The sequence below is a fragment of the Marinobacter caseinilyticus genome, from assembly GCF_011074955.1.
Classification (GTDB): domain Bacteria; phylum Pseudomonadota; class Gammaproteobacteria; order Pseudomonadales; family Oleiphilaceae; genus Marinobacter; species Marinobacter caseinilyticus.
Genome location: NZ_WUQJ01000018.1, coordinates 91,940 through 117,106 on the forward strand (window position 1 = coordinate 91,940; position 25,167 = coordinate 117,106).

The window sequence follows — 25,167 nt, forward strand, 5'->3', positions numbered from 1 at the left end:
GGCAACCGCTCTTGAAGTCACAATAGGGTTAATTTCTAGAATAATCAGCCTAGAATGACGACTTTCCTTACAGGCAACTGTGGCGACGACGATGGACGTACTTGAATTACCCGGGCGGATGTTCCGGCTTGGCAGACCCGGCGCGGAGTCGCGGAACCTGCGTGCCTGGGATGCTGCCGATGAGCAGCTCATCGACAAGGCGGAGACGCTGTACCGTACAGGTCAGAACGTGCTGATTCTGGACGATCAGTTTGGAGCCTTGGCCCTGGGCCTGGCACATATGCGTCCAATCGGCGTGTCCGACAGCGCAGTGACACCCCTGTCGGTGGCCAATAATGCCCGAGAGAATGGCTGTGAGGCTGGCGCCGTTCAAAGCTGGCTGAACCCACCGACAGGGACGTATGACCTGGTTGTTATGCGTATCCCACGGCATCTCGCGTATCTCGAGTTTTTGTTGCGTTGGGTCAATGGTGTGATGAATGAGAAAGGGGCTCTGGTGGCTGGCGGCATGATCAAGCACCTGCCCGGTCGCAGCGCCGAGTTGTTCGGGCGGCTAATCGTAACCGACGAGGTATGCCCCGCCCGGAAAAAAGCCCGCATCATTGTGGGTCGTAAGGGAGCGCCTTTACTGGAGGGCTGGGACGGTGCCTGGCAAGGGTACTGTGTGCCTGACAGTGACATGAAGATTGCTTCATTGCCGGCAGTGTTTTCGCGCGACCGGCTGGATATCGGCACCCGGTTATTGATCCCGCAAGTGCGCCGACACGCCACGTCGCTGCCGTCGGGCGCGCGCGTATTGGATCTGGCCTGTGGAAATGGCGTTCTGGGACTGGTGGCCCTGCAGTCAAATGCCGACCTGGCGCTGACGTTTGCCGACGTGTCCAGCCAGGCGGTCGCGAGCGTCAAGCGCAGTGCGACGGCGGCCTTTCCCGGCCGGGCGATTGACCTGTGGCACGCGGACGGCATTTCGACCAACGCCGGCCTGTTCGACTTGATACTCCTGAACCCGCCGTTCCACGAGGGTGGTGTGGTCGGTGACCATATTGCGTTGCGTTTATTTCGTCACGCCAGCCAACACTTAAAGCCCGGTGGTCAATTACTCATGGTGGGAAATCGGCATCTTGGCTACCACCGCAGCCTGCTGCGGACGTTCCAGCAGATTGAACAGCTCAGTGCTGATCCGAAATTTGTGGTGTTTGCTGCGCGTCATCACTGAAGTGGTCGGTCATAGCCCATGCGGGCAAGCGTATCGACGATGGTTTGGGTCTGGCTGTCGATCTCAATGTTCACCCTGTCGCCAGTTTGCAGTTCTGAGAACGTGGTCGCCCGCAGGGTTTCCGGTATCAGGTGCACCGTGAACGTATTGAGCGTCACGTCACCAATGGTGAGGCTGGCGCCGTTAATGGCGATGTAGCCCTTCGGAAATACGTAGCGGGCCCATTCGGGAGGCACTTCAAAATACAGGGTGCAGTTGTTTTCAGGGCGCTCTATAGCGGTCACTTGGGCGGTGGTGTGAATATGGCCGGACAACAGGTGGCCGCCAATCTCATCACCAATTCTGGCGGCGCGTTCAAAGTTGATCAAACTGCCAGACGAGAGATCTCCCAAGGTTGTCAGTCGCAGTGTTTCTTGCATGGCATCGAAGTACAGCTGGTCGCCGTCCTGGCTCGTGACGGTGAGGCAGGTGCCATTGATGGCAACCGAGGCACCGACAGTGACGTGGTTGAGATGTTCCTGTGGAAAGCGAATGCCAAAAGTTGTCAGTCCTGGTTTTTGCTCTACGGAGACAACGTTTGCGATGCCCTGGACAATGCCTGTAAACATGTTGATCCCTTGGTGGTTGGGCCAATGCCCGAACTCTTACGCCCAAGGATAACGATCGGATTGGCAAGAGCCAAGCACCGAGCGAGTTGTTGGCTCAAGAAAATCCGATGATGGGCGATATACTGTGTATGGGTTGTTAATGCTGGACCGGTTGCCGTGGTCCAGCCTTGGGGTTTGCTATGTTGCAGGAACACAATAGATCACTAAAAGAGCCGGTTGAGATGACAGGTGAGCCCGTGCTTCGTCGTGGCCGAGCGGCCGACCCGACTCCTGCCGCCGTCACGCCGGATAAGGTGGTTTCGGTGGCGGCGTCGTCCGTGATCCCTGGCAACGAGTCCGTCACTCAGCCGAATGAGAATCAGGGCGAACTACCCGGCTCCCAGGCCAATGTCGAAAGCCCAAACCAACCAAAGCCCGTTTCTGATGATCCGGTGTTGTCCTCCGATGCAGCTGCAGCGGTTGCGGAGACTCGTCAGCGTCGATTGCGCCGATTGCTGAAGCAATGTGACCGGGTTCTTTTACTGGATTTCAACACCCTGGCAATGCCGACCTGGCCCGATAATTTTTCGCTGGCTATTGCTCGTCGTCGGCGGGATGTGTGGCTGTTCATCTCGGTGCTGGCGGCACTGGTGTTTCTCAGCGGCTTGTCGGGGTTTGTGCCGGCCTGGGTTGGCGGCGGTGGTTTTGGGGTGTTGGTCGTCGTGCTTTTGGCGGGCGTGCCCTTCATACGGCGTCTATACGATTCGCGGCCTTCGTACCTGGACGTCTTGATGCGACGGCAGCGTTTGCTCAAGCAAGCCCGCGCCCACGTCAATCAGTTGGAAGAGGATGTCGGGTTGGTCTGGCAGTGCGCGCAGATGGCGGAGTTCAATTCGGTGTTGAAAGCCCCTCCTTTCAGCGCGCTGATTCGGCTGTCGGAGCAGCGGATACTGGCCCGGTCGCTTACCCGGAGAGAGCATATCCGGCTCTACCTGATCTATTTGCTGGAGGCTGAGAAGGCCTATGACCGGCTCCAGCAGGCTTTTTTTGAAGGCCATCAAGCCGCCATTGATGACGGGTGGGTATCGGTGGCCGCAAGTCCGGAACCCCGCTAGTCGGCCAGTGCCAGCGAACGGCGTTACAGTCGCGAAGGCGATTGTCATTCTGGTCGTTTGTCCATTTCTTGACATACCGCCCGGTCAAACGTATGTTTCAAACAGATGTTTGGTGACGAAACTGGCGGAGTGTATGGCGCAATCTGATACGGTGGATCGCATCCTTGATGCGGCGGAAGAACTATTTGCGGAGCGTGGGTTTTCGGAAACGTCCCTGCGGATGATTACCAGCAAAGCCAGCGTTAATCTCGCCGCTGTAAATTATCACTTCGGTTCGAAAAATGCACTGATCCACTCAGTCTTTGCACGCTTTCTCACGCCTTTTTCCGATACCCTCGAACAGGCGTTCGATGAGCTGGAACAGAACTGCGCCGGTGAGCCGCCCACTCTGGATCAGACTCTGCGGGCGCTTACCGAAAGTGCAGTCCGAATGCCGCAACGCAATGAACGCGGTATATCCATCTTCATGCGTTTGCTGGGTCTTGCCTACACGCAGTCTCAGGGCCATCTGCGCAAATTTCTTGAGCAGCAATACAGCCAGCCTTTCGGCCGGTTTATGAGGTTGCTTAAGGAAGCCACGCCCCAGCTCTCCGCCGTTGACCGCTACTGGCGTATCCAGTTCATGCTGGGGGCCACGGCGTTCACAATGTCCAGCAGTGACGCACTGAGGGATATTCTGCAAAATAAACTGGGTGTTGAAACCTCTGTACAGGACATTGTCGCGCGTCTGGTGCCCTTTCTGGCGGCAGGCATGCAGGCCAGTGACCCAATGCAGGCGCCGGTGGGCAAGCCTTCGGTTGCCTGACCCCGTTGGGTCGGTTACGCTCTTGACCGCGAACTCACGGTAACGAAACGAGAGCAGTCGTCATGGCGCACGGCAAAGACTTCCTTCCGGGAATTGATATCGATCTGTCTGGGCAAGTGCTCAGGCTCTACCTGGCTGCTGATCAGGCCCCCTTCATCTATGCGATTTCCACAGCGTTGAATGGCCCCGGAGAGCGTCAGGATTCCGGCTGCACGCCCCGTGGCCGACATTACGTGAGGGCGATGATCGGGCGGGGTCGACCGTTGGGAACTGTCTATATTGCCCGGCGTCCCACCGGCGAGATCTACAGTCCGGGCCTGGCCCAGGGCCAACCTCAGCGCGACTGGATTTTGACTCGAATTTTATGGCTATGCGGGCGGGAATCGGGGATCAATCGAGGTCCAGGTGTCGATAGTTTCCGACGATTTATCTACATTCATGGGACACCTGAGACAGAACCCATGGGCGTTGCCAGATCCCATGGGTGTGTGCGCATGCGCAACCGGGATGTCGCAGATCTGTTTGATCGGGTCTATCCGGGTCTGGCCGTCACTATCCGATAACCCGTAAAAGCTTACTTGGCTGGCAACCGGCGTTAAGCCTTACCAGCGTCTTGTTTAATCGCCAGCCAATTGGTTCATTGAGAGGATTGTCATGTTAGAAGAAACGCCAGCCTACCTGGACACATGGATTGAGCAATGGAACATCCTCTCGGAAAGTTGGCGCATTGGCATTGCGATATTTGCTCTGGTACTGCTTACCGCGGTGGTGGCGTTTATGGCAAGCCGGATCATCACCAAACTGGAACGAAAGTGCAGCAAATCCGCCAATCTTTGGGACGACGCGTTTCTTCACGCACTGCGTAAGCCCGCCGTTGGGTTTGTCTGGCTGCAAGGTATTTATTGGGCGGCGGAAGTCGCCTACCGATATTCCGACGCCGAGATATTTTCGGCCAACGGCAAGGTACTGGAACTCGGTTTTATTTGGTTGCTGGTCTGGACCGTTCTCCGCCTGGTGAAACAGAGTGAGTTCATTCTGGCCTCGCCGGTCAAGATGCAAACGCCCATGGACTACACCACCGTCACGGCGATCAGCAAGCTTTCGCGCGCGGTGGTCATCATTACGGCCGTGCTGATTGTGATGCAGACACTGGGGTACAGTATTTCCGGTGTCCTCGCTTTCGGTGGTGTTGGTGGTATTGCGATTGGCTTTGCGGCAAAGGACTTGCTGGCGAATTTCTTTGGCGGCTTCATTATTCACCTGGATCGGCCCTTCAAAGTGGGGGACTGGGTTCGGTCGCCCGACCGGAACATTGAGGGAACGGTGGAGGAGATTGGCTGGCGCTTGACGACGATTCGTACCTTCGACAAGCGCCCGTTGTACGTGCCTAACGCCATCTTTACGACCATTGCCGTGGAAAATCCCTCGCGGATGACCAACCGCCGGATATCAGAAACCATCGGTGTCCGGTATGCGGACGTGAGCCAGGTGGCCTCCATTGTGGAGGACATTCGTAGCATGCTGGAACAGCACGAAGATATCGATGCGGAGCAAACGTTGATTGTTAATTTTCTTGCCTTCAACGCATCGTCTCTGGACATCATGGTGTATGCCTTTACTGAAACCACCAATTGGGTGGAGTTTCACAAGGTCAAGCAATCGGTACTGCTCAATATCAGTGAGATCATTGAAGGTTACGGTGCGGAAGTGGCCTTTCCAACGCGGACGCTGCACTTGCCAGATGGAGTCCGGTTGGCTGGAATCAACAGTGACACCAACGATCAGGCTGGCTCACAACGCCCGCCCGGCCATGACAAGCAGAAACCCAGGTCTGATAGCCGCACGGATGAAAGCGACGACAGCGAGGCCTCTGTAACGGATTCTTCCGCGACCGTGCGCTCGAAGTCTGGGCCCGGCTCCGCCAAATCGGCTGGCAGCGACACCGATCTGGGGGACGAAGAGTGATGACTACGGACAACGCCGCGCCTGACCGGACTCTGGTCGGCATCATCGGGGGCACAGGGCTCACCGCCCTGAACGGGCTCGAATCCACCGGCGAGCGGATCGTTGAAACCCCATGGGGCGAGCCCTCAGCGCCCCTGGTTTTTGGCCAGCTGGGAGACCAGCCGGTGGTGTTTCTGGCTCGCCACGGGCACCCTCATCGAATTCCACCCCATCAGGTCAACTACCGCGCCAACCTTTGGGCACTGAACCATGTGGGCGCCAAAGTCATTGTGGGTGTCAATGCGGTGGGGGGCATTCATGGCGACATGGGGCCCGCGCACATTGTCATTCCGGATCAAATTATTGACTACACCTGGGGGCGTGGTCACACCTTTTGGGAGGGAGACCTGGACGCGGTGACGCACATCGATTTCAGTTTTCCCTACACGGAATCGGCGCGCCGGATTCTGATTGAGTCGGCGCAGGCGTTGGCTCTGTCCCATTCTGATTTCGGTGTTTATGGCGCGACTCAGGGGCCAAGGCTGGAGACCGCCGCGGAGGTGGCACGGCTGGAACGGGATGGCTGCGATATCGTCGGTATGACCGGTATGCCCGAGGCGGCGCTCGCCGCTGAGCTCCAGCTGGACTATGTCTGTCTGGGCTTGGTGGTGAACTGGGCCGCCGGAAAATCCGATCACATCATCACGATGGCAGAGATAGAGGCGGCCATCGATCAAGGCATGGCGGGCGTTAAGGCAATGCTCGAGCGCAGTGTCAGTTTCCTGGGGGCGAGTCCTCAGTAGGCTCAATTTTTTTGAAGAACACCAGAAGGCCAATGGTGGGGGAGTCCAGGAAGTGGATTTCTTCGCTGCGCATACGGCGCGTCTCGCGAATCCAGGTAACCAGTTCGGTTGGCAATTTGGATGTTTGCAGTGCGGATGACTCTGCTTGCATATCACCGCCGGTGAGCACGATGTCACTGCTGTTGTCTTGAACCGGTGACGTCGAAGCAGCGCCATCGCGGACGTTGGTATTACCCATTGGGTCGAGGGGCGCCGCAGGGTCGGGGTCTGCCCGGCGCCAATGATTGAGCTCGGCGTTCACGTGCAGAAAGCGCAACCGCTCGATGGTAATGCGACCTTCAATTTCCCGTTGCTCAGCGCCTTCAAGCCAATCCCCCAGCTCAACGCGCAAAGGCGCTCCTTTATAATCTGGTGGGAATGACTGATACCAGCCGGCACTCATTAACACATTGAAGCGACCGCTGCGTTCGAGCCGCTCGATGGCGCTGTTCAGGTACAGCTCATTGCGTGGTACCAGCTCAAGATCACTTTGGCGCACATTGTCCGGACCCAGCACCCACAGCTTCTTTTCAGCGGGCTCCGTTTGTTGGTCAGTCTGTTCCGGGTGTCGGCTGGCCATTTTCTCGGCGGAAGTGCTCGCTCCCGCTTTGCGTTTCAGCAGGACGATTTCCGCACGGTAGGCGTTGTCATTATCTTGAAGCGCGTCGGCACCAGCGACAGTTGCACTGGTATCCTGGGCAAATGCCTGTGTTGACGTCAGTAGCATGATGGACAAGGTGCTGGCCGATAGGCCGGTAAGCAGGGAGCCAAAGAATCGCAAAGGTGTTCTCCACAGTTATACCGCCCCGGATACGCTGTCTCTAACGGTGGCGATGTTTTCATGAATACGTGTCAGGCGTGTGCGAGCAACCGCTCGTTCAAGGCGATAACTGCCCCAGCATAGTCGCCACGCCGTCGAGTTTACCATCGGTGGATGTATCCTTCAGCCGGAACCTGAAGCTATTGGCTCCTTCCAGTCGGAATTGGTCCGGTGATTGTTGCACTTTCTTAACCAGAATCAGCGGGTCAACCGGTGTTGAAGTGCCGAACTCCAGGCGTGCCCATTCCTTGCCAGCGTCCACTTTGGTGATGCCAAGCGTTTCTGCGCGCAGCCTGAGTTCGGCCTGACGCATCAGATTTTTTGCCGGAATGGGCAGCAAACCGAAGCGGTCAATCATCTCAACCTGAAGTTCTTTTAATTCGTCTTTGGTACCGACACTCGCAATTCGTTTATACAACATCAAGCGGTTATGAACGTCCGGCAGGTAGTCGTCTGGAATCAGTGCCGGGATTCGAAGGTTCATTTCAGTGCCGTGGCTTAGAGGCAATTCGGCATTAGGGGTGCGGCCCTCCCGGATGGCGGTAACGGCTTCGTCCAGCAGTTGCATGTAGAGACTAAACCCGATGCCTTCGATCTGGCCGCTCTGTTCCTCACCAAGCAGTTCTCCGGCGCCCCGTATTTCGAGGTCATGGGTGGCCAACATAAATCCGGCGCCCAGATCCTGAGCCTCGGCGATAGCTTCGAGGCGTTTGCGGGCGTCGCTACTCAACGTCTTTGGTGGTGGCGTTAACAGGTAGGCGTAGGCCTGGTGGTGAGAACGGCCAACCCGCCCACGAAGCTGATGCAGCTGGGCCAGCCCAAATTTATCCGCTCGTTCGATGACAATGGTGTTAGCGCTGGGAATGTCGATGCCAGTCTCGATAATGGTGGTGCAAATCAAGACATTGAAGCGCTTATGGTAGAAGTCAGACATGATCTGCTCCAGTTCTCGCTCACGCATCTGCCCATGCGCCACACCAATGCGGGCTTCGGGAATCAGTGCCCGCAGATCGTCGGCGGTTTTCTCGATGGTGCTCACTTCGTTGTGCAGGAAGTACACCTGACCGCCACGCAATATCTCCCGCAGAATCGCTTCTTTGACCATGGCCTCTTCGCGCTGGCGCACGAAGGTTTTGACCGACAGGCGGCGAGCGGGCGGGGTCGCAATGATGGATAGATCGCGCAGGTGCCCCATCGCCATATTAAGGGTTCTGGGAATCGGGGTCGCGGTCAGGGTCAGTAGGTCGACTTCCGCCCGCAAGGCTTTGAACCGTTCTTTTTGCTGCACGCCGAAGCGGTGTTCTTCATCGATAATTACCAGGCCGAGATTTTTGAATCTGACATCGCCCTGAATCAGTTTGTGGGTGCCAATGACAATGTCGGCCTTGCCCTCCCTGATGCGCTCCATGGCCGTGCTGGTCTGGCTGGCACTGCGGAAACGGCTGAGCAGTTCCACTGTGACCGGGGTCTCCGAAAACCGGTCCCGGAATGACTCGTAGTGTTGTTGCGCCAACAAGGTGGTAGGAACCAGCACCGCGACCTGTTTGCCTGAATAGGTGGCAATGAAAGCGGCCCGCATGGCGACTTCGGTTTTACCAAAGCCCACGTCGCCACACACCAGTCGGTCCATCGGACGTTCGCCGGTCATGTCGGCGATCACCGCGTCGATGGCAGCCTCCTGGTCTGGCGTCTCCTCGAAAGGAAAGCCGGCGGAGAAAGCCCGGTAAGACTCTTCCGGGTTGTCGAACTGGAAGCCCTGCCGGGCTTCCCTGCGGGCATACACATCGAGCAATTCCGCGGCGGTATCACGGATTTTCTCCAGCGCTTTTTGCTTGGATTGGCTCCAGCGGTCGGTGCCGAGCTTGTGCAGCGGCGCGTGTTCGGTATCGCTGCCGGTATAGCGTGAAATCAGGTGTAGGCTGGAGACGGGCACATACAGTTTCGAGCTGCCGGCGTATTCCAGCATCAGAAACTCGGCCGCTTCGCCCTCGATGGTAATGGATTCAAGACCCCGGTAACGGCCGACCCCATGATCAATGTGAACCACAGGTGCACCGAGCCGCAGTTCGGACAAATCGCGATAACCCGAATCGTTCAGTTCGGTCGGCTTTTCCCGTCGCCTACGTTGCAGCACCCGCTCGCCAAACAGAGCCGTCTCAGTAATCAGCGCCAGTTGCTGGTCGAGCAGCAGCAGGCCGTCTTCCATCGGCGCCACGGTGATGCCCAGCCTGCATTGGGGATCTGCAATGAATCCATGCCAGCCGTCGACGGTTTCGGGCTTCAGGCGGTTCTCGGTCAGACTGTCGATCAATGCTTCGCGACGGCCAGAGGATTCGGCACAGATCAGTACCCGGCCGTCAAAGTGGGCGACAAAGTCCCTCAGCCGCTGCGCTGGATCCTTGGCGCGCCCATCCATGGCTACGTTGGGCAGCGGGGCGGCGGCGCACATAGTTTGCCGGGCGCCGCTCTGATCGTCTGGCTCGTGGCGTGGGGTTACCCGCGGGAAGTGCTTGATCAGGCCGAACAGCTCTTCTTTTAACAGGAATAATTGTGCGGGCGCCAGGATGGGGCGGAACCGGTCATGGCGCCGCTCCTCATAGCGGGAATTGGCATCGGTTTGAAACTGGTCAATGGCCTGCTCCAGTTCCGGTTCGGTGAAGACCTGGGTGTCCTCGGGCAAGTAATCGAATAACGTCGCTGTGTGATCAAAAAACAGCGGTAGGTAGTATTCAATGCCAGGTGGGGTAATGGCCTGAGTGACATCCTGGTAAATTGGGGCGTTCTTATCGGCGTGGGGAAAGTGTTCAAACCACCGGTTCCGGAATCCGGACCGTGCTTCTTTGTGCCAGGGAAACTCATTGGCGGGCAGCAGTTCAATGCGTTCAATTCGATCGATTGAACGTTGGGTTTCCGGGTCAAAGGTGCGCAGTGTCTCTATTTCGTTGTCGAACAGATCAATCCGATAAGGCTGGGAGGCACCCATCGGGAAAATGTCCAGGATCGCTCCACGGACAGCGTACTCGCCATGCTCATAGACATTATCTGCGTGACGATAACCGGCTGCTTCCAGGTCCAGTCGCCAACGGTCAATCTCCAGGGTTTGACCCACTTCCAATAACAGCGTATTACCTTGAAGGTAGGCGACCGGCGGCAGGCGATGGATCAGCGTCCGGGCCGGCACAACAAGCACACCATGGCTGGTGCGCGGCAGTCGATGCAAGGTCCGTATGCGCCGGGAAGTGATATCCTGGTGGGGCGAGAACAAGTCGTAGGGCAGGGTTTCCCAGTCCGGCAACGACAGCACTTCCAGGCCGTCTTCGGTGATCGCGGGCTGATCCTCGTCAAAGGAGAGCCCCAGATAGAACCGCATCGCCTGTTCGAGCCGAATTGCCTCGTCGGTGCTGCGTGTCACCACCAATGTCAGGCCGTGATGTTGTCGCGCGCTCTCGCAGATTGCGAGGGCCTCGCTGCTGCCGTAAAGGTTGCTCCAGATACGATGGTCTGCGGTCTTAGTGGGAAACGCAGGTGCCAGCATCGTCTGCTGACCTACCGGCTTGAGCGCGTTTGGGCGAGTGCCTTGTGACATGGGTGGCGTGCTGCTCCTGAGGTGAACATCCGGGGTTTGGTCCGGAGAAGAATCAAAGGTCGCCTATTCTAGCGGTCCGGCGTGGCGCTGTCATGGCACGTCTTCGGCGAGCAGGTTTAGGCTGTCATTTGCGATTACAGCTTTTAAATTGGATAATATGCGCCCAATTTTTTGAGTGCTAACTGTAGAGGTTTAAGCGTGAGTCAAGACCAGATGAATGAGCACCTGTCCGATTGGACGAATCGGGAATCTACCGCAGAGGCTATGATCCCCTTGATCGGTCGCCTTTACCGCAAGAACAACATTGTTACGTCCATTTACGGACGCGCGGTGATCAACCAGTCGGTCATCGGTATCCTGCGTTCGCATCGTTTTGTTCGCCAAGTGGAAGAAAGCGAGCTTTCTGTTCATGACACGCTGCCCATCCTGGAAGCGATGGATCGGCTGGAACTCGGGCGCGCCCATGTTGATATTGGCAAGTTAGCGGTCAAGTACGTCAATGGAGGCCGGAAAGGATCAGTCGAAGACTTCCTGCGGGCGGAAATCGGCGAAATCGTTGGCAAATACAGCGATCAGTCAATTGAGGATGCCGAAAACGACACCAAAGACATCGTGCTCTATGGCTTTGGGCGCATCGGTCGCTTGCTGGCTCGTATCCTGATCGAAAAAGCCGGCGGTGGTAACAACCTGCGGTTGCGGGCGATTGTGGTCCGCAAAGGTGGCGCTGAAAACGACCTTGAAAAGCGGGCCAGTCTCCTGCGTCGTGATTCGGTGCACGGCGCCTTCAATGGCACCATCACGATTGATGAGGAAGACTCCGCGCTGATCGTCAACGGTAACTACATCAAAGTCATATACTCGGATGGTCCCGATACCCTGGATTACACCCAGTACGGCATCAATAACGCGATCGTGATCGATAACACCGGTATCTGGCGTGATGAAGCCGGTCTTGGCCGTCACCTTCAGTCCAAGGGTGTGAGTCGCGTGATGCTGACGGCCCCGGGCAAAGGCGACATCAAGAACATCGTACACGGCATTAATAACGATTGGATTACAGAAGATGACCGTATCCTGTCAGCGGCATCCTGTACCACCAACGCCATTACCCCGGTACTGAAAGCCATTTGTGACGAATACGGCATTGAGGACGGTCACGTGGAAACCGTGCACTCATACACCAACGACCAGAACCTGATCGATAATTACCACAAAGGCAGTCGCCGCGGTCGCAGTGCACCCCTGAACATGGTGATCACTGAAACAGGCGCCGCGAAAGCCGTTGCCAAGGCGTTGCCAGAGCTGAAGGGCAAGTTGACCGGTAACGCGATCCGGGTGCCGACACCGAATGTGTCCATGGCAATCCTGAACCTCAATTTGAAAAAAGAAGTCACGGTTGAGGGGGTTAATGAATACCTGCGCGAGATGGCCCTGCATTCGTCCCTGCAGAAGCAGATCGATTTTGTTAATTCACCGGAAGTGGTTTCGACCGACTTCGTGGGTTCGCGTCACGCCGGTATTGTCGATGCTCAGGCAACCATTGCGGGTGGCCACAGGCTGATCCTCTATGTATGGTATGACAATGAGGCGGGTTACAGTGCCCAGGTTATCCGTGTGGTGAATCAGATGGCAGGGGTCGACTATCCGGTGTTTCCATCGCGGGCACGTTAGATCACCGCTAATCGTGCCTTGAATTGTCGGTGCGAATGACTGTCAAACGAACCCCTGGTGGTCTATTACCCCGGGGGTTCGTTTTTTAGGGCGGGATAAAGCGTCGAATTCGTTACGTTTAGGCACAAAGTCTCAGTGGTTCTGGTGGAAATGGCCGCCCTGAGTCTCTATAATTGGCGCGATTTTGGGTATGTCTGTCACCCAGTTCTCATCTTTTCCTTTTGGCGCAGTTTTGATCACTTTAACGATCTGTTTGCTGCCAAGTTGCTTTGAAATCAGCATCGAATTGCCAAGTTGAAGACCTGAGTCACTGGAGCAGACGTTACAAATCCACAGAAAAGTTTCTGATGACTGGGCGAGGCTAATGATCAAAATCAAAAAAGGCCTGGATCTTCCCATCAGCGGCGCTCCTGAGCAGACCATTAGCGATGGCAAAACCGTCCGCCACGTGGCATTGATCGGTTTTGACTACACCGGCATGAAGCCGACGATGGCTGTGAAAGAAGGGGATCGCGTCAAACGCGGTACGCTGCTGTTTACGGACAAGAAGACCGAAGGTGTTCGTTATACTTCACCCGCCGCTGGTGTGGTGAAAGAAATCAATCGTGGAGAGCGTCGCGTCTTCCAATCGATTGTGATTGAGGTCGACGGCGATGAAGCCGAGACGTTTGCTCATTACAGTGCCAGCGATATTGCTGAGCTAGAGCGCCAGCAGGTCGTTGATAATCTGATTGAATCGGGCCTTTGGACGACCTTTAAAACCCGTCCATACAGCAAGGTCCCCGAGATCGATTCGGCGCCGCACTCCATCTTTGTCTCTGTGATGGATACCAATCCCCTGGCGGCGGACCCAACCGTCATTATCGGGGAGAACGGCGCGGCCTTTGAGCAAGGCCTTAGCATTCTGACCAAGCTCACCACGGGTAAAGTCTTTGTGACTGGCAAGCCGGGTTCGAACGTGCCGGTTCCGAAATCGGACATGGTCGAAGTCCACCAGTTCGATGGCGTGCACCCTGCGGGCAATGTGGGAACCCACATTCACCACCTTGACCCCATTGCGGGCCACAAAGTGGTTTGGAGCATTGGCTACCAAGACGTCATTGATATTGCCAAATTGTTTGAAACCGGCCAATTGCCGGTTGAACGCGTTATTGCCGTGGGTGGCCCCAAGGCGCTGAAGCCACGCTTGGTTCGGACCCGCATCGGTGCGTGTTTGCCCGAGTTGCTGGAGGGCGAAATCGCCAGTGATTGCGATGTTCGCATTGTTTCGGGTTCCGTTTTTGGCGGTCGCCGAGCGGATGGCCCGTGTGCTTATCTGGGACGTTTCGCCAATCAGGTTTCACTGCTCGAAGAGGGCTTCAAGCGCGAATTCATGGGTTGGCTGTCGCCAGGTCCGCGTCGGTTCTCGGTGTTGAATATTTATCTGTCGAAGTTGATGAAAGGTCGGTTGTTTGATTTCACCACCTCCACCAATGGCAGTGAGCGGGCTATGGTGCCGGTAGGTGCGTACGAGCAGATCATGCCCCTGGATATTCTCCCCACTCAGTTACTGCGTTCGTTGATTGTTGGGGATACCGAGACGGCCCAGAAGCTAGGTGCGTTGGAGCTGGACGAGGAAGATCTCGCGCTGTGCACCTTCGTGTGTCCGGGTAAATATGAATACGGCCCGATTCTCCGTGAGAATCTGACCCGTATCGAGATCGAGGGCTAAACGAATGGCTATCAGACAGTATCTCGATGGTATCGAGCATCACTTTGAGAAAGGTGGCAAGTATGAGCGCTGGTATGCGCTGTACGAAGCCGTCGATACGATTTTCTACACGCCTGGCAAGGTGACGTCGACCACGTCGCATGTCCGCGACGGCATTGACCTCAAGCGGATTATGATCACGGTGTGGTTGTGTACATTCCCGGCCATTTTCTTTGGTATGTGGAACATTGGTTTTCAGGCCAATGACTATCTGGCAACCAATCCCGGCGCCTTGATGGGTGATGGTGCCTTGCGCACCGCCTTTATCAGCGCGCTCGCGGGGAACGACCCGGGCAGTATTTGGGACAACATGATCTACGGCGCGGCCTATTTTGTGCCGGTCTATTTCGTGACCTTCGTCGTGGGTGGTTTCTGGGAGGTCCTGTTCGCGACTGTTCGTCGCCATGAGATCAACGAAGGGTTCTTTGTCACGTCCATTCTGTTTGCCTTGATCTGTCCGCCGACGATCCCTCTGTGGCAGGTCGCATTGGGCATCAGCTTCGGTATCGTGATTGGTAAGGAGGTGTTCGGTGGTACCGGCAAGAACTTCCTGAACCCGGCGCTGACTGGTCGTGCATTCCTGTACTTCGCCTACCCGGCACAGATTTCCGGTGACGCGGTCTGGACCGCTGTCGACGGTTTCACTGGCGCTACCGCACTGAGTTGGGCGGCGAGCGGCGGCGTGGAAGCTCTGCAGCAGCAGATCGGCTGGATGTCGGCATTCCTGGGCTCCATCCAGGGTTCCATGGGCGAGACATCAACACTGGCGGTATTGGCCGGCGGCGTTATCCTGTTGATCATGAAAATCGCTTCCTACCGAATTGTCGGCGGCGTATTAATCGGCATGATCGCCATGAGCCTGTTGCTCAATGTGGTCGGATCTGAGACGAACCCCATGTTCTCTGTGCCGGCATACTGGCACTTGGTGGTGGGCGGTTTTGCGTTCGGCATGATGTTCATGGCAACCGACCCTGTTTCGGCCGCCATGACGAACACGGGCCGCTGGTGCTTCGGCATTCTGGTCGGTGTGATGACGGTCCTCATTCGCGTGATCAACCCGGCGTTCCCGGAAGGCATTATGTTGGCCATTCTGTTCGCAAACCTTTTTGCACCGCTGATGGACCACTATGTGGTTCAGGCCAATATCAAACGGAGGCTTGCCCGTGGCTAAACAGAAAGAAACTGTCTCCAGGACGGTCATGGTGGCACTGGCACTGTGCATTGTTTGCTCGGTGGTGGTATCCGCCGCGGCAGTGATGTTGCGCCCCGCACAAGTGACCAATCAGAACCTGGACATCAAATCCAATATTCTGTCCGCTGCGGGTATGTTGAAGCCCGGCATGAGTGCAGATGAGATCGAAACTGAATTTGGTCGCTTTGAAGTACGTCTTGTTGATCTGGATTCGGGGGAGTACGTTGAACCGCAGGTGGTTGGCGTAAAAGATCCGATGAAATACGACCAGTATAAGGCTGCCTCGAACCCGCAATTGTCGAAAAACATTCCGGCCTCGGAAGACAAGGCAGGGATCAAGCGCCGCCCCAATGTCGTCAAGATATTTGTCCTGCGCGACGGGGAAAAACTTCAGCGGGTCGTGTTGCCGGTTCATGGTTACGGGCTTTGGTCAACGCTGTACGGGTTTATGTCGCTTGAAGGGGACGCAAACACCATTGAAGGTATCGGCTTTTACGCGCATGCAGAAACGCCAGGGCTGGGCGGCGAAGTGGACAACCCTCGCTGGAAATCGTTGTGGACTGGCAAGGAGCTTTACGACGAGGACAACAAAACCGAGCCTAAAATCGTGCTGGTAAAAGGTGGCGTAGACGCCAATACCCGCGATAAAGAACACAAGGTCGATGCGTTGTCCGGTGCCACACTGACCAGTCGAGGCGTTCAGCAACTGGTAAATTACTGGATGGGCGATCGTGGTTTCGCGCCTTACCTGGAAAAACTTCGTCAAGGGGAGGTTTGACATGGCCGATGCTTCAGCCAAGCAGGTTCTCTTTGAACCAATAATAAACAACAACCCGATCGCTTTGCAGATCCTGGGGATATGTTCAGCGCTTGCGGTGACCACCAGCATGAGTGTGACGCTGGTTATGGCGGCATCGGTTATTGCCGTGACCGCATTCTCTAACCTTGCGGTATCGCTGGTACGGACCCAGATCCCGAACAGCATCCGGATCATTGTGCAGATGACGATCATCGCCTCGCTGGTTATCGTTGTCGATCAGCTCCTGAAGGCCTATGCCTACGAGATCAGCAAGCAACTGTCGGTCTTTGTCGGTCTGATCATCACCAACTGTATCGTCATGGGCCGTGCCGAGGGCTTTGCGATGAAGAACGGCCCGTGGCTGAGCTTTCTCGACGGCATCGGTAATGGCCTTGGCTATTCAGTATTACTGCTGGTGGTGGCGTTTTTCCGCGAATTGCTGGGCTCAGGCTCGCTGATGGGCTTCACCCTGATGCCGGTGGTCAATGAGGGTGGCTGGTATGTGCCGAACGGCTTGTTGTTGCTGCCACCGAGTGCCTTTTTCATTATTGGTCTGATCATCTGGGGACTGCGTGCCTGGAAGCCGGAACAAGTGGAAGCGGCTGATTACAAGATGTCTCGTCACAAGACCAAGGAGGCCTTTTGATGGAACACTATATTAGTTTAATCCTGAAAGCCGTGTTCGTTGAGAACATGGCGCTGGCCTTCTTTCTCGGGATGTGTACCTTTCTGGCCATCTCGAAAAAAATCGAAGCGGCCTCGGGTCTGGGTATTGCAGTGGTTGTGGTACTGACCATTACTGTTCCTGTTAACAATCTGATATACAACAACATTCTTCGCGAGGGCGCACTTGATTGGGCGGGGCTTGCTGAAGTTGATCTGAGCTTTCTCGGATTGTTGACGTATATCGGTGTAATCGCGGCACTTGTTCAGATCATGGAAATGGTTCTGGATAAGTTCATCCCTGCGCTCTACGCAGCGCTGGGCGTGTTTCTTCCGCTGATTACCGTTAACTGTGCCATTCTGGGCGCGTCGTTGTTTATGGTCGAGCGTGACTACACGTTCGGTGAGAGCTTGGTATACGGCTTCGGTGCGGGTGTCGGCTGGGCGCTGGCTATCCTGGCGCTTGCCGGTATCCGAGAGAAGCTCAAGTACAGCGACGTACCCGAAGGTTTGCGAGGCCTGGGTATAACGTTTATCACGGTGGGTCTGATGTCACTTGGCTTTATGTCATTTTCCGGCATCTCTCTGTAACCCAATCCGGTGATTCGATCTAACGAAAAGGCGAGACCATGAATACTGAAATTATTCTCGGCGTGGTCATGTTCACTGTTATCGTGCTGTCGCTGGTTGCGATCATTCTTGCGGCACGCTCGAAGCTGGTTAGTACTGGTGACGTGACTATTGAAATCAATGACGATCCCGAGCACACGCTGACAACGGAAGCGGGTGGCAAATTGTTAGGTACGCTGGCCGGCAATGGTATTTTCCTGTCGTCTGCCTGTGGCGGGGGCGGTACCTGCGCCCAGTGTAAGTGTAAAGTCTTTGAAGGGGGTGGCGCCATGCTGCCAACCGAAAAGACCCACTTTACCAACCGGGAAGAAAAAGAAGGCTGGCGTTTGTCCTGCCAAGTGCCTGTTAAGCAGGACATGAAGGTAGAAGTACCGGAAGAATTCTTCGGTGTTAAGAAGTGGGAGTGCGAGGTCGTTTCCAACCACAACGTCGCAACGTTCATCAAAGAGCTGATTCTGAAACTGCCGGAAGGTGAGGAAGTCGATTTCCGTGCCGGTGGTTATGTCCAGCTGGAATGCCCGCCTTACGAAATCAATTTCAAGGATTTTGTGATCGAGGAAGAGTTCCACGAGGATTGGGACAAGCACGACATCTGGCGTTATAAGGGTGTGAACAAAGAAGAGACCATCCGAGCCTACTCGATGGCCAACTACCCTGAAGAAAAGGGTGTGCTGAAGTTCAATATCCGGATTGCCACTCCGCCTCCGGGCACGGATCACCAGCCCGGCGTTATGTCGACGTACGTGTTCAGCATGAAGCCTGGCGATAAAGTCACCGTGATGGGGCCGTTCGGCGAATTCTTCGCCAAGAAAACCGAAGCCGAAATGGTGTTCATTGGTGGCGGTGCCGGTATGGCGCCCATGCGTTCTCACATTTTTGATCAGCTCAAACGCCTGAACTCGAAGCGTAAAATCAGCTTCTGGTACGGTGCCCGAAGCGTTCGTGAAATGTTCTACGTGGAAGATTTTGACCAGCTGGCGGAAGAAAATGACAATTTTGAATGGCACGTTGCGCTTTCGGATGCCTTGCCCGCTGACAACTGGAAGGGGCCGACCGGATTCATTCACAACGTGCTGTATGAAAGCTACCTGAAAGATCATCCGGCACCAGAGGATTGCGAGTTCTATATGTGCGGGCCACCAATCATGAACGCATCCTGTATCAAGATGCTGAAAGATCTGGGCGTGGAAGATGAAAACATCATGCTGGATGACTTTGGGGGTTAAGTCCGACTTATGACATCCTGTGTGATTCGGCCCGCCTTGGTCGTGACGGTACTGGTGATCGTCACAGCCCTGGCGGGCTGTTCGTTTGAGCCCGAAGAAAAAATCTGGGAAATTTCCGGGCCGGTCTTTGGCACGCAATATCACATTGATGTGGTACTGACCGACGATCCCGACCAGTTGGAAACATTGTCCAGCGGCATATCCGACATTCTTGATAGCATCGACGCCTCCATGTCGACCTGGCGTCCCGATTCGGAGCTGTCGCGCTTTAACAACGCTGATGATCAGTCCCAATGGTTTCCAGTGTCGGAACCCTTCTATGAAGTGCTTGCTGCCGCCCAGGAAATTTCGGAGTTCAGCCAGGGTGCGTTTGATATTACGGTCGGGCCCGTGGTTAATCTTTGGGGCTTTGGGCCGGAAGCCAGGCCAAACCAGGTACCGGAACCGTCGCTGCTGGAAAACCGTCTGCAAAGCATTGGGTACGAAAAGCTTGAGTTGAGATCTGACCCTGACAGTGTCAGGGCGCTGTCCCGGCAGTACCTTGATTTATCAGCGATTGCCAAAGGGTACGCCGTCGATGCTGTGGCCGCGTACCTTTCGGAAATAGGCGTTGAAGCGTACCTTGTAGAAATCGGTGGTGAGGTCCGCGTTCATGGCCGTAAGCCCAATGGCGAGGCCTGGCGCCTTGCCATCGAGTCACCGGTCGATCAGAAGCGGCAAATTAGCCGGGTGGTGGCGCTAGAAAGCCGCGCGATGGCGACGTCGGGAGACTATCGTAACTATTACGAATCGGCAGGAAAGCGTTATTCGCATACAATAAATCCCGAAACCGGCCGGCCAATCGAGCATAATCTGGCGTCGGTGACGGTCATCGCCGACACGACCATGCGAGCGGATGCCTTGGCGACCGCGTTTAACGTCATGGGTTATGAACGCGCAAACGCATTGGCAGTGCGAGAAAATATCGCGGTTTATTTTATTATTCGTGGAGAGCAGGAGTTTGAAGTTCACTACACACCTGCTTTCTCATCGTATTTGACGAAATAAGGAGGGGATATGGGTACCTTTCTAATGGTTTTTCTGATTGTGGGTTTTTTATTGGTTGCCATGTCCATTGGTGTGATTCTGGGCCGCAAACCGATCAGCGGGACCTGCGGTGGTATCGGGGCATTGGGATTGGACCAGGCCTGTGATATTTGCGGTGGCAACACCAAAAAGTGTGAAGAAGAAAATGAACGGTTGGCAAATCAACGCGACGATCTGTCGTACGACGCAACCAAGTAATAGCGTCAGGGTTAAGGCCCGAACGTGAGATCTCGCGGTCGGAGAGACCTACTGACCAATCTTAGACACCTAAGCATACGACGTAGATAAGGAGTCACTGCGCTAATGGCAGAACATCATTACGACGTTGTCGTTATTGGAGCCGGTCCTTCGGGGGAAGGTGCGGCCATGAATGCGACGAAAAGCGGTAAACGAGTCGCGATCATCGAAGACAAACAAACGGTCGGTGGCAACTGCACACATTGGGGCACGATTCCTTCAAAGGCTCTGCGTCATTCGGTCAAACAGATCATCACCTTCAATACCAACGTGATGTTCCGGGACATTGGTGAGCCTCGCTGGTTCTCATTTCCGCGGGTGTTGCAGAATGCTCAGAAAGTGATTGGCAAGCAGGTCAAGCTGAGAACGCAGTTTTATGCGCGCAACCGGGTCGACCTGCACAATGGTCGCGCCCACTTTCTGGATGGTAACCGGATTGAAGTTCGTGGTAGCAAGAGCGTTGAGATTCTCAACACCAAAAGCGTCGTCATTGCGACCGGTTCCAGGCCCTACCTGCCTAAAGATGTCAATTTTCGCCATCGCAGAATATACAACAGCGATACCATATTGAATTTGTCTCACACCCCCCGAACGTTGATTATCTATGGTGCGGGTGTCATCGGTTCCGAATATGCGTCAATTTTTGCAGGCCTGGGTGTCAAAGTCGATCTGATTAACCCGGGTAGTCGGCTGCTGTCCTTTCTGGACGACGAAATTTCCGACGCGCTAAGTTACCACCTGCGCAATAACGGAGTGCTGGTCCGTCACAATGAGGAGTACGCTTCCGTTGATGGTGACGATCAAGGCGTCGTGCTGTCATTGAAGTCGGGCAAGAAAATCCGGGCGGACGCGTTCCTTTGGTGTAACGGCCGGACCGGCAATACGGACAGTCTCGGGTTGGAGAATATCGGGCTTGAGCCCAATGGCCGCGGCCAGTTGGCAGTGGACGATCACTACCGCACCGCCGTCTCGCATGTGTATGCGGCAGGCGATGTTATTGGTTGGCCGAGTCTTGCCAGCGCGGCTTACGACCAGGGGCGTTCTGCGTCGTCTGATATCGTTCGGGATGATCATTTCCGTTATGTGGCCGATGTGCCAACTGGTATTTACACCATTCCGGAGATCAGCTCGGTGGGCAAGACTGAACGCGAGTTGACCGAAGCCAAGGTGCCCTACGAGGTCGGTCAGGCATTCTTTAAAGATCTGGCCCGGGCGCAGATCACCGGAGAAGCGGTCGGTATGCTGAAGATTCTCTTTCACCGGGAATCTCGGGAAATTCTGGGCATCCATTGTTTTGGTGATCAGGCAGCGGAGATTGTGCACATTGGCCAAGCGATCATGAATCAGGCGGGGGAGGCTAACTCTCTGAACTATTTCATCAATACGACGTTCAATTACCCCACCATGGCAGAAGCCTACCGCGTTGCGGCGTTGAACGGATTGAATCGTATTTTTTAACGGAGTTTAGCTGACAAAAAACCAGCCCGTACCGGGCTGGTTTTTTTGTTTAAGAGGCCGGTACGGCCTGATCGCCACGTTCTTTCCCTAGACGGCCGGGTAACCGGAGGTTGGTGTCAGCCCGGTTATCAAAGAAAATGCGAGAACTGGTGGGGTAATCGGTAATGATGCTGTCGACACCCTTGGTTTCCAGATCAAGCATGTCCTGTATGCGATTGACCGTCCAGGTCGAGACATGCAAGTTTCTCAGGTGGGCGTTTTTGACCAGGGCCGTGGAGCAGATTCGCCAGTTAAGGCACAAGTATTCGCACTTGAGACGGGCGGCCAGATTGGCGGAATTCGGAAAGCGTTTATCCGCCACCAGCCCGGTTTTGGTATTCCTGTCACGTCGTTTAATTTCCTGCAAAAACCGGGTATCGGAAGATGTGACCACAACCCGATCATGAAGCTGATTGCGCTGTATCAGTTCGGTCAGGCGGTTGCATAGGATGTTAAGGCGGTGTCGGTTGTCGCTCTTCACCTCCAGTTGCAAGTGGAGGTAATCCGGGCAAGCTTCCATGACGTCCTTGAGCGTTGGAACGCCTGTGGCGCGGGGCCAAGGTGTGGTATTTTTGCGCGCATCCAGAATGGTGAGGTCTTCCGAGGTGGTCTCAGCAACCTTGCCAACTTTGCCGGTGGTGCGCTCCAGCGTGAGATCGTGGATGACCACGGGAACGCCGTCCTTGGAGAGCACCAGGTCCAGTTCAAAATGACGGATACCCTGCCCATAAGCGTGACGAAAACCGGCCAGAGTGTTTTCCGGAGCCTCGCCTTTGGCTCCGCGGTGACCATAAATAATCATTATTGATTCGTTCCTTGTCGGCCGCTGTACAGGGCCTGACGCTTTTTCCAGGTGTTGTGACACAGCTCAATGTCTTGCAGAAAGGCTGACAATTCATCCATGTGCAGCGCCTGAGGCCCGTCCACCAATGCTTTTTCAGGTTTTGGGTGAAAATCGGCCAATACCATATTGGCACCGGCAATGACGCCTTGTGCGGTTGCGTGCATGACATCCAGCATGCCGTCCGGTGCACGGTCGCGACTGCCCACCGAGTGCGAGGGATCAATGCAGACAGGCATGCGGGTTAAACGTTTAACCGTCGGCACATGGGCAAAGTCCACCATGTTCCGGTGCGGCAGTCCGGCCTCGGTTTTCATGCCCCGGAGGCAAAAAATGACATTGGCGTTGCCTTCGCTGGCCAGATATTCCGCTGCGTTCAGCGATTCATTCAAAGTGATGCCGAAACCCCGCTTGAGCAGGACAGGGTAAGTGTTTTGTCGACCGATGGCCTTCAGCAATTCGAAATTCTGAGTATTGCGAGTGCCCACTTGCAGCATGACACCGGTTGGTCGCCCGAGTTTTTCCAGACAGGTATCAATTTCTTCGATGTGACTCTCATGGGTAATCTCCATAGCAATCACTTTCTGATCGTATTTGCCCGCAGTTTCAAACACCCAGGGCAAGCAACCCTTGCCGTGGCCTTGAAACGAATAGGGGTTGGTGCGGGGCTTGTAGGCTCCCATGCGAGTGCAGACCTGGCCATGTTGTTGCAGGGCACTCATCATCGCTTCGACGTGCTCCGGAATATCGACTGCGCACAACCCTGCAAACACATTCAGGTTGTCCTGCCCGAAATTGACACCGTTATAGGTAAAGCCGCTCTGGCGTTGATCATCGCGGTGACGGCCCAGGATCCGGTAATCGTCGGATATACGAATCACCCGTTCGACTGCGGGCAGGGCAGAAATTTCGTCTTTGTCGAGGGACTTGGTCTCACCGAGAAGATACACCTCGGTGAGTTTCTGTTGCGCACCCTGAACCTCGTGCACGCGGAGCGAAACGCCTGGCAAATTTTCCAGAAAGTGCATGGTTTCGCGATAAGCGTCGCTTTCGAGGGGCGTATCCGGGTAAAGAATGGCTAACATTGGATCTGCTCCTTCAGGATGAGGTTGCCTGTTCCGCTTTGTGGCGACACTGCATGTACTCGCGGTGATTAAGATGCAACAAATCCGCCATCCGGCGAATAAGGTGTTCCTCGTACTTGTCGATGCGTCCGTCGGCAAAGGCAACACGCCAGATGCTTTCCAATATTACTTGCTTGCCATCCTGATCCAGCAGTTTGTTCAGCTGCTCGGTGAACTCGTAAAGAGACGTGGCGTCGTTCGCCTGCGAACGGGCGTCCTCAAGGATAGCCTGGGCCTCGTCATAAGTGACCTCATGTGCCCGCACCGCGCAGTCAACAATGGTCTGGAGTTCGCGGTCATCCTCATCGGTGTCAACTTGCGATAATTGCACCATGAGCGCGGTTGCAGCGATGGCCAGCTGTTTGCGGTCGGGCTTCTGGTCCTTGTCACTGCCTTGGGCGTCCGGGGCAAGCAACTGTTTCAACAAGTCAATCATAGCGTGGTCGGATCCATTGTCTGTATTACATTGGTCTGTATTCAGGCGACATTGGCCATTCGTTTGACCCGGCTTTCCAACTCAATCTGGTCGGCGGTAAACCGTCGAATGCCATCGGCCAGTTTTTCAGTCGCCATGGCGTCTTCGTTGGACTGCCAGCGGAACAGCGATTCGGTCATAGTTTCCGGTTTGTCAGCGCTGTGAGCATTGGTCGGTGACAACCTGCGCGGCAGGTTCTGAGTATCGTCTTGCAGCGATTGCAGCAATGCCGGGCTGATGGTCAGCCGATCGCAGCCAGACAGCATCTCGATTTCCCCGGTGTTACGGAAGCTGGCGCCCATGACAACGGTGTTGTAACCGTGGGCCTTGTAGTAATTGTAGATTCGGGTAACCGACAGAACCCCAGGGTCGTCTGCCGGGGCAAACGCACTCTGGCCGCTGTTGGCGACGTGCCAGTCAAGGATGCGCCCGACAAAGGGCGAAATCAGGAAGGCGCCCGCCTCTGCACAGGCCGCCGCTTGGGCAAACGAGAACAATAAGGTCAGATTACAGTGGATACCTTCTTTTTCGAGTTGTTCGGCCGCTTTTATGCCTTCCCAGGTCGATGCGATCTTGATCAGTACCCGGCTGGGGTCCACGCCTCGGCTGTCATAAAGTTCAATCAGCCGTCGTGCTTTTGCGAGGGTGGCCGGGGTATCGAAGGACAATCGCGCATCCACTTCCGTGGACACCACGCCCGGAATCAGTTTGAGAATCTTTTCACCCGCCATAACCGCCAGCAAGTCGGTTGCATAACTGAGCTGGTCCCGGTCTGAACCGCCGCGCTGCAGGGCGCCGTCAATCGCGGCATCCAGCATTGGGCGGTAGGCTTCGGAGGCGGCGGCCTTCAGGAGTAGGGATGGGTTGGTGGTGGCATCTTCCGGTCGCCATTGTGCGATGGCGTCAAGGTCACCGGTGTCTGCCACGACGGTGGTCATGGCTTTTAATTGCTCAAGCTTACTGGTTGTCACGTTTCGTCGCCCTGATCGGTGTTGTTATTGGCCAGGCCCACGGTCTGTCAGGTCCTGGCAATGAATACACCTACAATAACCGGCTGATTT

The 25,167-nt window shown here is 55.4% G+C and carries 23 protein-coding genes; 16 read left to right on the forward strand and 7 right to left on the reverse strand.

Features of this window, described 5'->3' with window-relative positions:
* Positions 1–91: 91 nt before the first annotated feature.
* Positions 92–1,216 carry a class I SAM-dependent methyltransferase gene (locus GRX64_RS07190; protein ID WP_166265288.1) on the forward strand — a complete coding sequence of 375 codons (1,125 nt, stop codon included), beginning with the start codon at positions 92–94 and terminating at the stop codon, positions 1,214–1,216.
* Here GRX64_RS07190 and GRX64_RS07195 read toward each other — a convergent pair.
* Complete coding sequence (locus GRX64_RS07195) at positions 1,210–1,824, reverse strand: riboflavin synthase subunit alpha (protein ID WP_166265291.1); 615 nt, start codon at positions 1,822–1,824, stop codon at positions 1,210–1,212. The genes GRX64_RS07190 and GRX64_RS07195 overlap by 7 nt on opposite strands.
* Before the next feature lie 221 nt (positions 1,825–2,045).
* Here GRX64_RS07195 and GRX64_RS07200 point away from each other — a divergent pair, with 221 nt between their 5' ends.
* The 5 genes from GRX64_RS07200 to GRX64_RS07220 all read left to right on the forward strand — a co-directional run bounded on the left by GRX64_RS07200 (position 2,046) and on the right by GRX64_RS07220 (position 6,470).
* A complete protein-coding gene (locus GRX64_RS07200; RefSeq protein ID WP_235937556.1) occupies positions 2,046–2,918 on the forward strand; it encodes a hypothetical protein in 873 nt (290 codons plus the stop codon).
* 133 nt (positions 2,919–3,051) lie between these two features.
* Positions 3,052–3,723, forward strand: coding sequence for a TetR/AcrR family transcriptional regulator (locus tag GRX64_RS07205; RefSeq protein ID WP_166265297.1), 672 nt, complete (start codon positions 3,052–3,054; stop codon positions 3,721–3,723).
* Between the two features lie 62 nt (positions 3,724–3,785).
* Complete coding sequence (locus tag GRX64_RS07210) at positions 3,786–4,286, forward strand: L,D-transpeptidase (RefSeq protein WP_166265300.1); 501 nt, start codon at positions 3,786–3,788, stop codon at positions 4,284–4,286.
* 91 nt (positions 4,287–4,377) lie between these two features.
* Positions 4,378–5,688, forward strand: a complete 1,311-nt coding sequence (locus GRX64_RS07215) for a mechanosensitive ion channel family protein (protein ID WP_166265303.1) — start codon at positions 4,378–4,380, stop codon at positions 5,686–5,688.
* A complete protein-coding gene (locus tag GRX64_RS07220) occupies positions 5,688–6,470 on the forward strand; it encodes an S-methyl-5'-thioinosine phosphorylase (RefSeq protein ID WP_166265306.1) in 783 nt (260 codons plus the stop codon). Before GRX64_RS07215 ends, GRX64_RS07220 begins: the two co-directional genes overlap by 1 nt.
* On the opposite strand, the gene GRX64_RS07225 is transcribed toward GRX64_RS07220, so the two are convergent.
* Positions 6,442–7,290 carry a CsiV family protein gene (locus GRX64_RS07225; RefSeq protein ID WP_166265309.1) on the reverse strand — a complete coding sequence of 283 codons (849 nt, stop codon included), beginning with the start codon at positions 7,288–7,290 and terminating at the stop codon, positions 6,442–6,444. The two genes, GRX64_RS07220 and GRX64_RS07225, sit on opposite strands and share 29 nt — an antisense overlap.
* Before the next feature lie 97 nt (positions 7,291–7,387).
* A complete protein-coding gene (gene mfd, locus GRX64_RS07230; protein ID WP_166265312.1) occupies positions 7,388–10,915 on the reverse strand; it encodes a transcription-repair coupling factor in 3,528 nt (1,175 codons plus the stop codon).
* 213 nt (positions 10,916–11,128) lie between these two features.
* On the opposite strand from mfd, the gene GRX64_RS07235 reads away from it, so the two are divergent.
* The 10 genes from GRX64_RS07235 (at position 11,129) to sthA (ending at position 21,627) form a co-directional block, all read left to right on the forward strand.
* Entirely contained in the window at positions 11,129–12,586 is a 1,458-nt protein-coding gene (locus GRX64_RS07235; protein ID WP_235937574.1) for a glyceraldehyde-3-phosphate dehydrogenase, read from the forward strand.
* A gap of 364 nt (positions 12,587–12,950) precedes the next feature.
* On the forward strand, positions 12,951–14,297 hold the full coding sequence (locus GRX64_RS07240) for a Na(+)-translocating NADH-quinone reductase subunit A (protein WP_166265318.1): 1,347 nt from the start codon (positions 12,951–12,953) through the stop codon (positions 14,295–14,297).
* A gap of 4 nt (positions 14,298–14,301) precedes the next feature.
* The gene (locus GRX64_RS07245) at positions 14,302–15,507 is read left to right on the forward strand and encodes an NADH:ubiquinone reductase (Na(+)-transporting) subunit B (RefSeq protein WP_166265321.1); all 1,206 of its coding nucleotides are present in this window, start codon (positions 14,302–14,304) and stop codon (positions 15,505–15,507) included.
* The gene (locus tag GRX64_RS07250) at positions 15,500–16,306 is read left to right on the forward strand and encodes a Na(+)-translocating NADH-quinone reductase subunit C (RefSeq protein WP_166265324.1); all 807 of its coding nucleotides are present in this window, start codon (positions 15,500–15,502) and stop codon (positions 16,304–16,306) included. The genes GRX64_RS07245 and GRX64_RS07250 overlap by 8 nt, the downstream gene beginning before the upstream one ends.
* 1 nt (position 16,307) lies before the next feature.
* Positions 16,308–16,973, forward strand: a complete 666-nt coding sequence (locus GRX64_RS07255) for an NADH:ubiquinone reductase (Na(+)-transporting) subunit D (protein WP_166265327.1) — start codon at positions 16,308–16,310, stop codon at positions 16,971–16,973.
* Positions 16,973–17,581, forward strand: a complete 609-nt coding sequence (gene nqrE, locus GRX64_RS07260; protein WP_166265330.1) for an NADH:ubiquinone reductase (Na(+)-transporting) subunit E — start codon at positions 16,973–16,975, stop codon at positions 17,579–17,581. The genes GRX64_RS07255 and nqrE overlap by 1 nt, the downstream gene beginning before the upstream one ends.
* Before the next feature lie 38 nt (positions 17,582–17,619).
* Positions 17,620–18,846: an NADH:ubiquinone reductase (Na(+)-transporting) subunit F gene (nqrF, locus tag GRX64_RS07265; RefSeq protein WP_166265333.1), complete on the forward strand. Its 1,227-nt coding sequence runs from the start codon at positions 17,620–17,622 to the stop codon at positions 18,844–18,846.
* Between the two features lie 21 nt (positions 18,847–18,867).
* Positions 18,868–19,893, forward strand: coding sequence for an FAD:protein FMN transferase (locus GRX64_RS07270; RefSeq protein ID WP_345790068.1), 1,026 nt, complete (start codon positions 18,868–18,870; stop codon positions 19,891–19,893).
* A gap of 9 nt (positions 19,894–19,902) precedes the next feature.
* Complete coding sequence (gene nqrM, locus GRX64_RS07275) at positions 19,903–20,130, forward strand: (Na+)-NQR maturation NqrM (protein ID WP_166265339.1); 228 nt, start codon at positions 19,903–19,905, stop codon at positions 20,128–20,130.
* Between the two features lie 105 nt (positions 20,131–20,235).
* On the forward strand, positions 20,236–21,627 hold the full coding sequence (sthA, locus tag GRX64_RS07280) for a Si-specific NAD(P)(+) transhydrogenase (protein ID WP_166265342.1): 1,392 nt from the start codon (positions 20,236–20,238) through the stop codon (positions 21,625–21,627).
* A gap of 49 nt (positions 21,628–21,676) precedes the next feature.
* Here sthA and GRX64_RS07285 read toward each other — a convergent pair whose 3' ends face one another.
* Genes GRX64_RS07285 through tal form a run of 4 tightly spaced genes read right to left on the reverse strand, consistent with a single transcriptional unit; the run spans position 21,677 to position 25,044 of the window.
* On the reverse strand, positions 21,677–22,468 hold the full coding sequence (locus GRX64_RS07285) for a glycerophosphodiester phosphodiesterase (RefSeq protein WP_166265345.1): 792 nt from the start codon (positions 22,466–22,468) through the stop codon (positions 21,677–21,679).
* Complete coding sequence (locus GRX64_RS07290; protein ID WP_166265348.1) at positions 22,468–23,592, reverse strand: 3-deoxy-7-phosphoheptulonate synthase; 1,125 nt, start codon at positions 23,590–23,592, stop codon at positions 22,468–22,470. The genes GRX64_RS07285 and GRX64_RS07290 overlap by 1 nt, the downstream gene beginning before the upstream one ends.
* A 13-nt stretch (positions 23,593–23,605) precedes the next feature.
* Positions 23,606–24,067 carry a tellurite resistance TerB family protein gene (locus GRX64_RS07295; protein WP_166265351.1) on the reverse strand — a complete coding sequence of 154 codons (462 nt, stop codon included), beginning with the start codon at positions 24,065–24,067 and terminating at the stop codon, positions 23,606–23,608.
* 41 nt (positions 24,068–24,108) lie between these two features.
* Complete coding sequence (tal, locus tag GRX64_RS07300; protein ID WP_166266016.1) at positions 24,109–25,044, reverse strand: transaldolase; 936 nt, start codon at positions 25,042–25,044, stop codon at positions 24,109–24,111.
* Positions 25,045–25,167 lie beyond the last annotated feature (123 nt).

Excerpts from the sequence above, each read along its gene's own strand:
- GRX64_RS07190 (WP_166265288.1), top strand. The coding sequence starts at position 92 with ATGGACGTACTTGAATTACCCGGGCGGATGTTCCGGCTTGGCAGACCC.
- GRX64_RS07195 (WP_166265291.1), bottom strand. The coding sequence starts at position 1,824 with ATGTTTACAGGCATTGTCCAGGGCATCGCAAACGTTGTCTCCGTAGAG.
- GRX64_RS07200 (WP_235937556.1), top strand. The coding sequence starts at position 2,046 with ATGACAGGTGAGCCCGTGCTTCGTCGTGGCCGAGCGGCCGACCCGACT.
- GRX64_RS07205 (WP_166265297.1), top strand. The coding sequence starts at position 3,052 with ATGGCGCAATCTGATACGGTGGATCGCATCCTTGATGCGGCGGAAGAA.
- GRX64_RS07210 (WP_166265300.1), top strand. The coding sequence starts at position 3,786 with ATGGCGCACGGCAAAGACTTCCTTCCGGGAATTGATATCGATCTGTCT.
- GRX64_RS07215 (WP_166265303.1), top strand. The coding sequence starts at position 4,378 with ATGTTAGAAGAAACGCCAGCCTACCTGGACACATGGATTGAGCAATGG.
- GRX64_RS07220 (WP_166265306.1), top strand. The coding sequence starts at position 5,688 with ATGACTACGGACAACGCCGCGCCTGACCGGACTCTGGTCGGCATCATC.
- mfd (WP_166265312.1), bottom strand. The coding sequence starts at position 10,915 with ATGTCACAAGGCACTCGCCCAAACGCGCTCAAGCCGGTAGGTCAGCAG.
- GRX64_RS07235 (WP_235937574.1), top strand. The coding sequence starts at position 11,129 with ATGAATGAGCACCTGTCCGATTGGACGAATCGGGAATCTACCGCAGAG.
- GRX64_RS07240 (WP_166265318.1), top strand. The coding sequence starts at position 12,951 with ATGATCAAAATCAAAAAAGGCCTGGATCTTCCCATCAGCGGCGCTCCT.
- GRX64_RS07245 (WP_166265321.1), top strand. The coding sequence starts at position 14,302 with ATGGCTATCAGACAGTATCTCGATGGTATCGAGCATCACTTTGAGAAA.
- GRX64_RS07255 (WP_166265327.1), top strand. The coding sequence starts at position 16,308 with ATGGCCGATGCTTCAGCCAAGCAGGTTCTCTTTGAACCAATAATAAAC.
- nqrE (WP_166265330.1), top strand. The coding sequence starts at position 16,973 with ATGGAACACTATATTAGTTTAATCCTGAAAGCCGTGTTCGTTGAGAAC.
- nqrF (WP_166265333.1), top strand. The coding sequence starts at position 17,620 with ATGAATACTGAAATTATTCTCGGCGTGGTCATGTTCACTGTTATCGTG.
- nqrM (WP_166265339.1), top strand. The coding sequence starts at position 19,903 with ATGGGTACCTTTCTAATGGTTTTTCTGATTGTGGGTTTTTTATTGGTT.
- sthA (WP_166265342.1), top strand. The coding sequence starts at position 20,236 with ATGGCAGAACATCATTACGACGTTGTCGTTATTGGAGCCGGTCCTTCG.
- GRX64_RS07285 (WP_166265345.1), bottom strand. The coding sequence starts at position 22,468 with ATGATTATTTATGGTCACCGCGGAGCCAAAGGCGAGGCTCCGGAAAAC.
- GRX64_RS07290 (WP_166265348.1), bottom strand. The coding sequence starts at position 23,592 with ATGTTAGCCATTCTTTACCCGGATACGCCCCTCGAAAGCGACGCTTAT.
- GRX64_RS07295 (WP_166265351.1), bottom strand. The coding sequence starts at position 24,067 with ATGATTGACTTGTTGAAACAGTTGCTTGCCCCGGACGCCCAAGGCAGT.
- tal (WP_166266016.1), bottom strand. The coding sequence starts at position 25,044 with ATGACCACCGTCGTGGCAGACACCGGTGACCTTGACGCCATCGCACAA.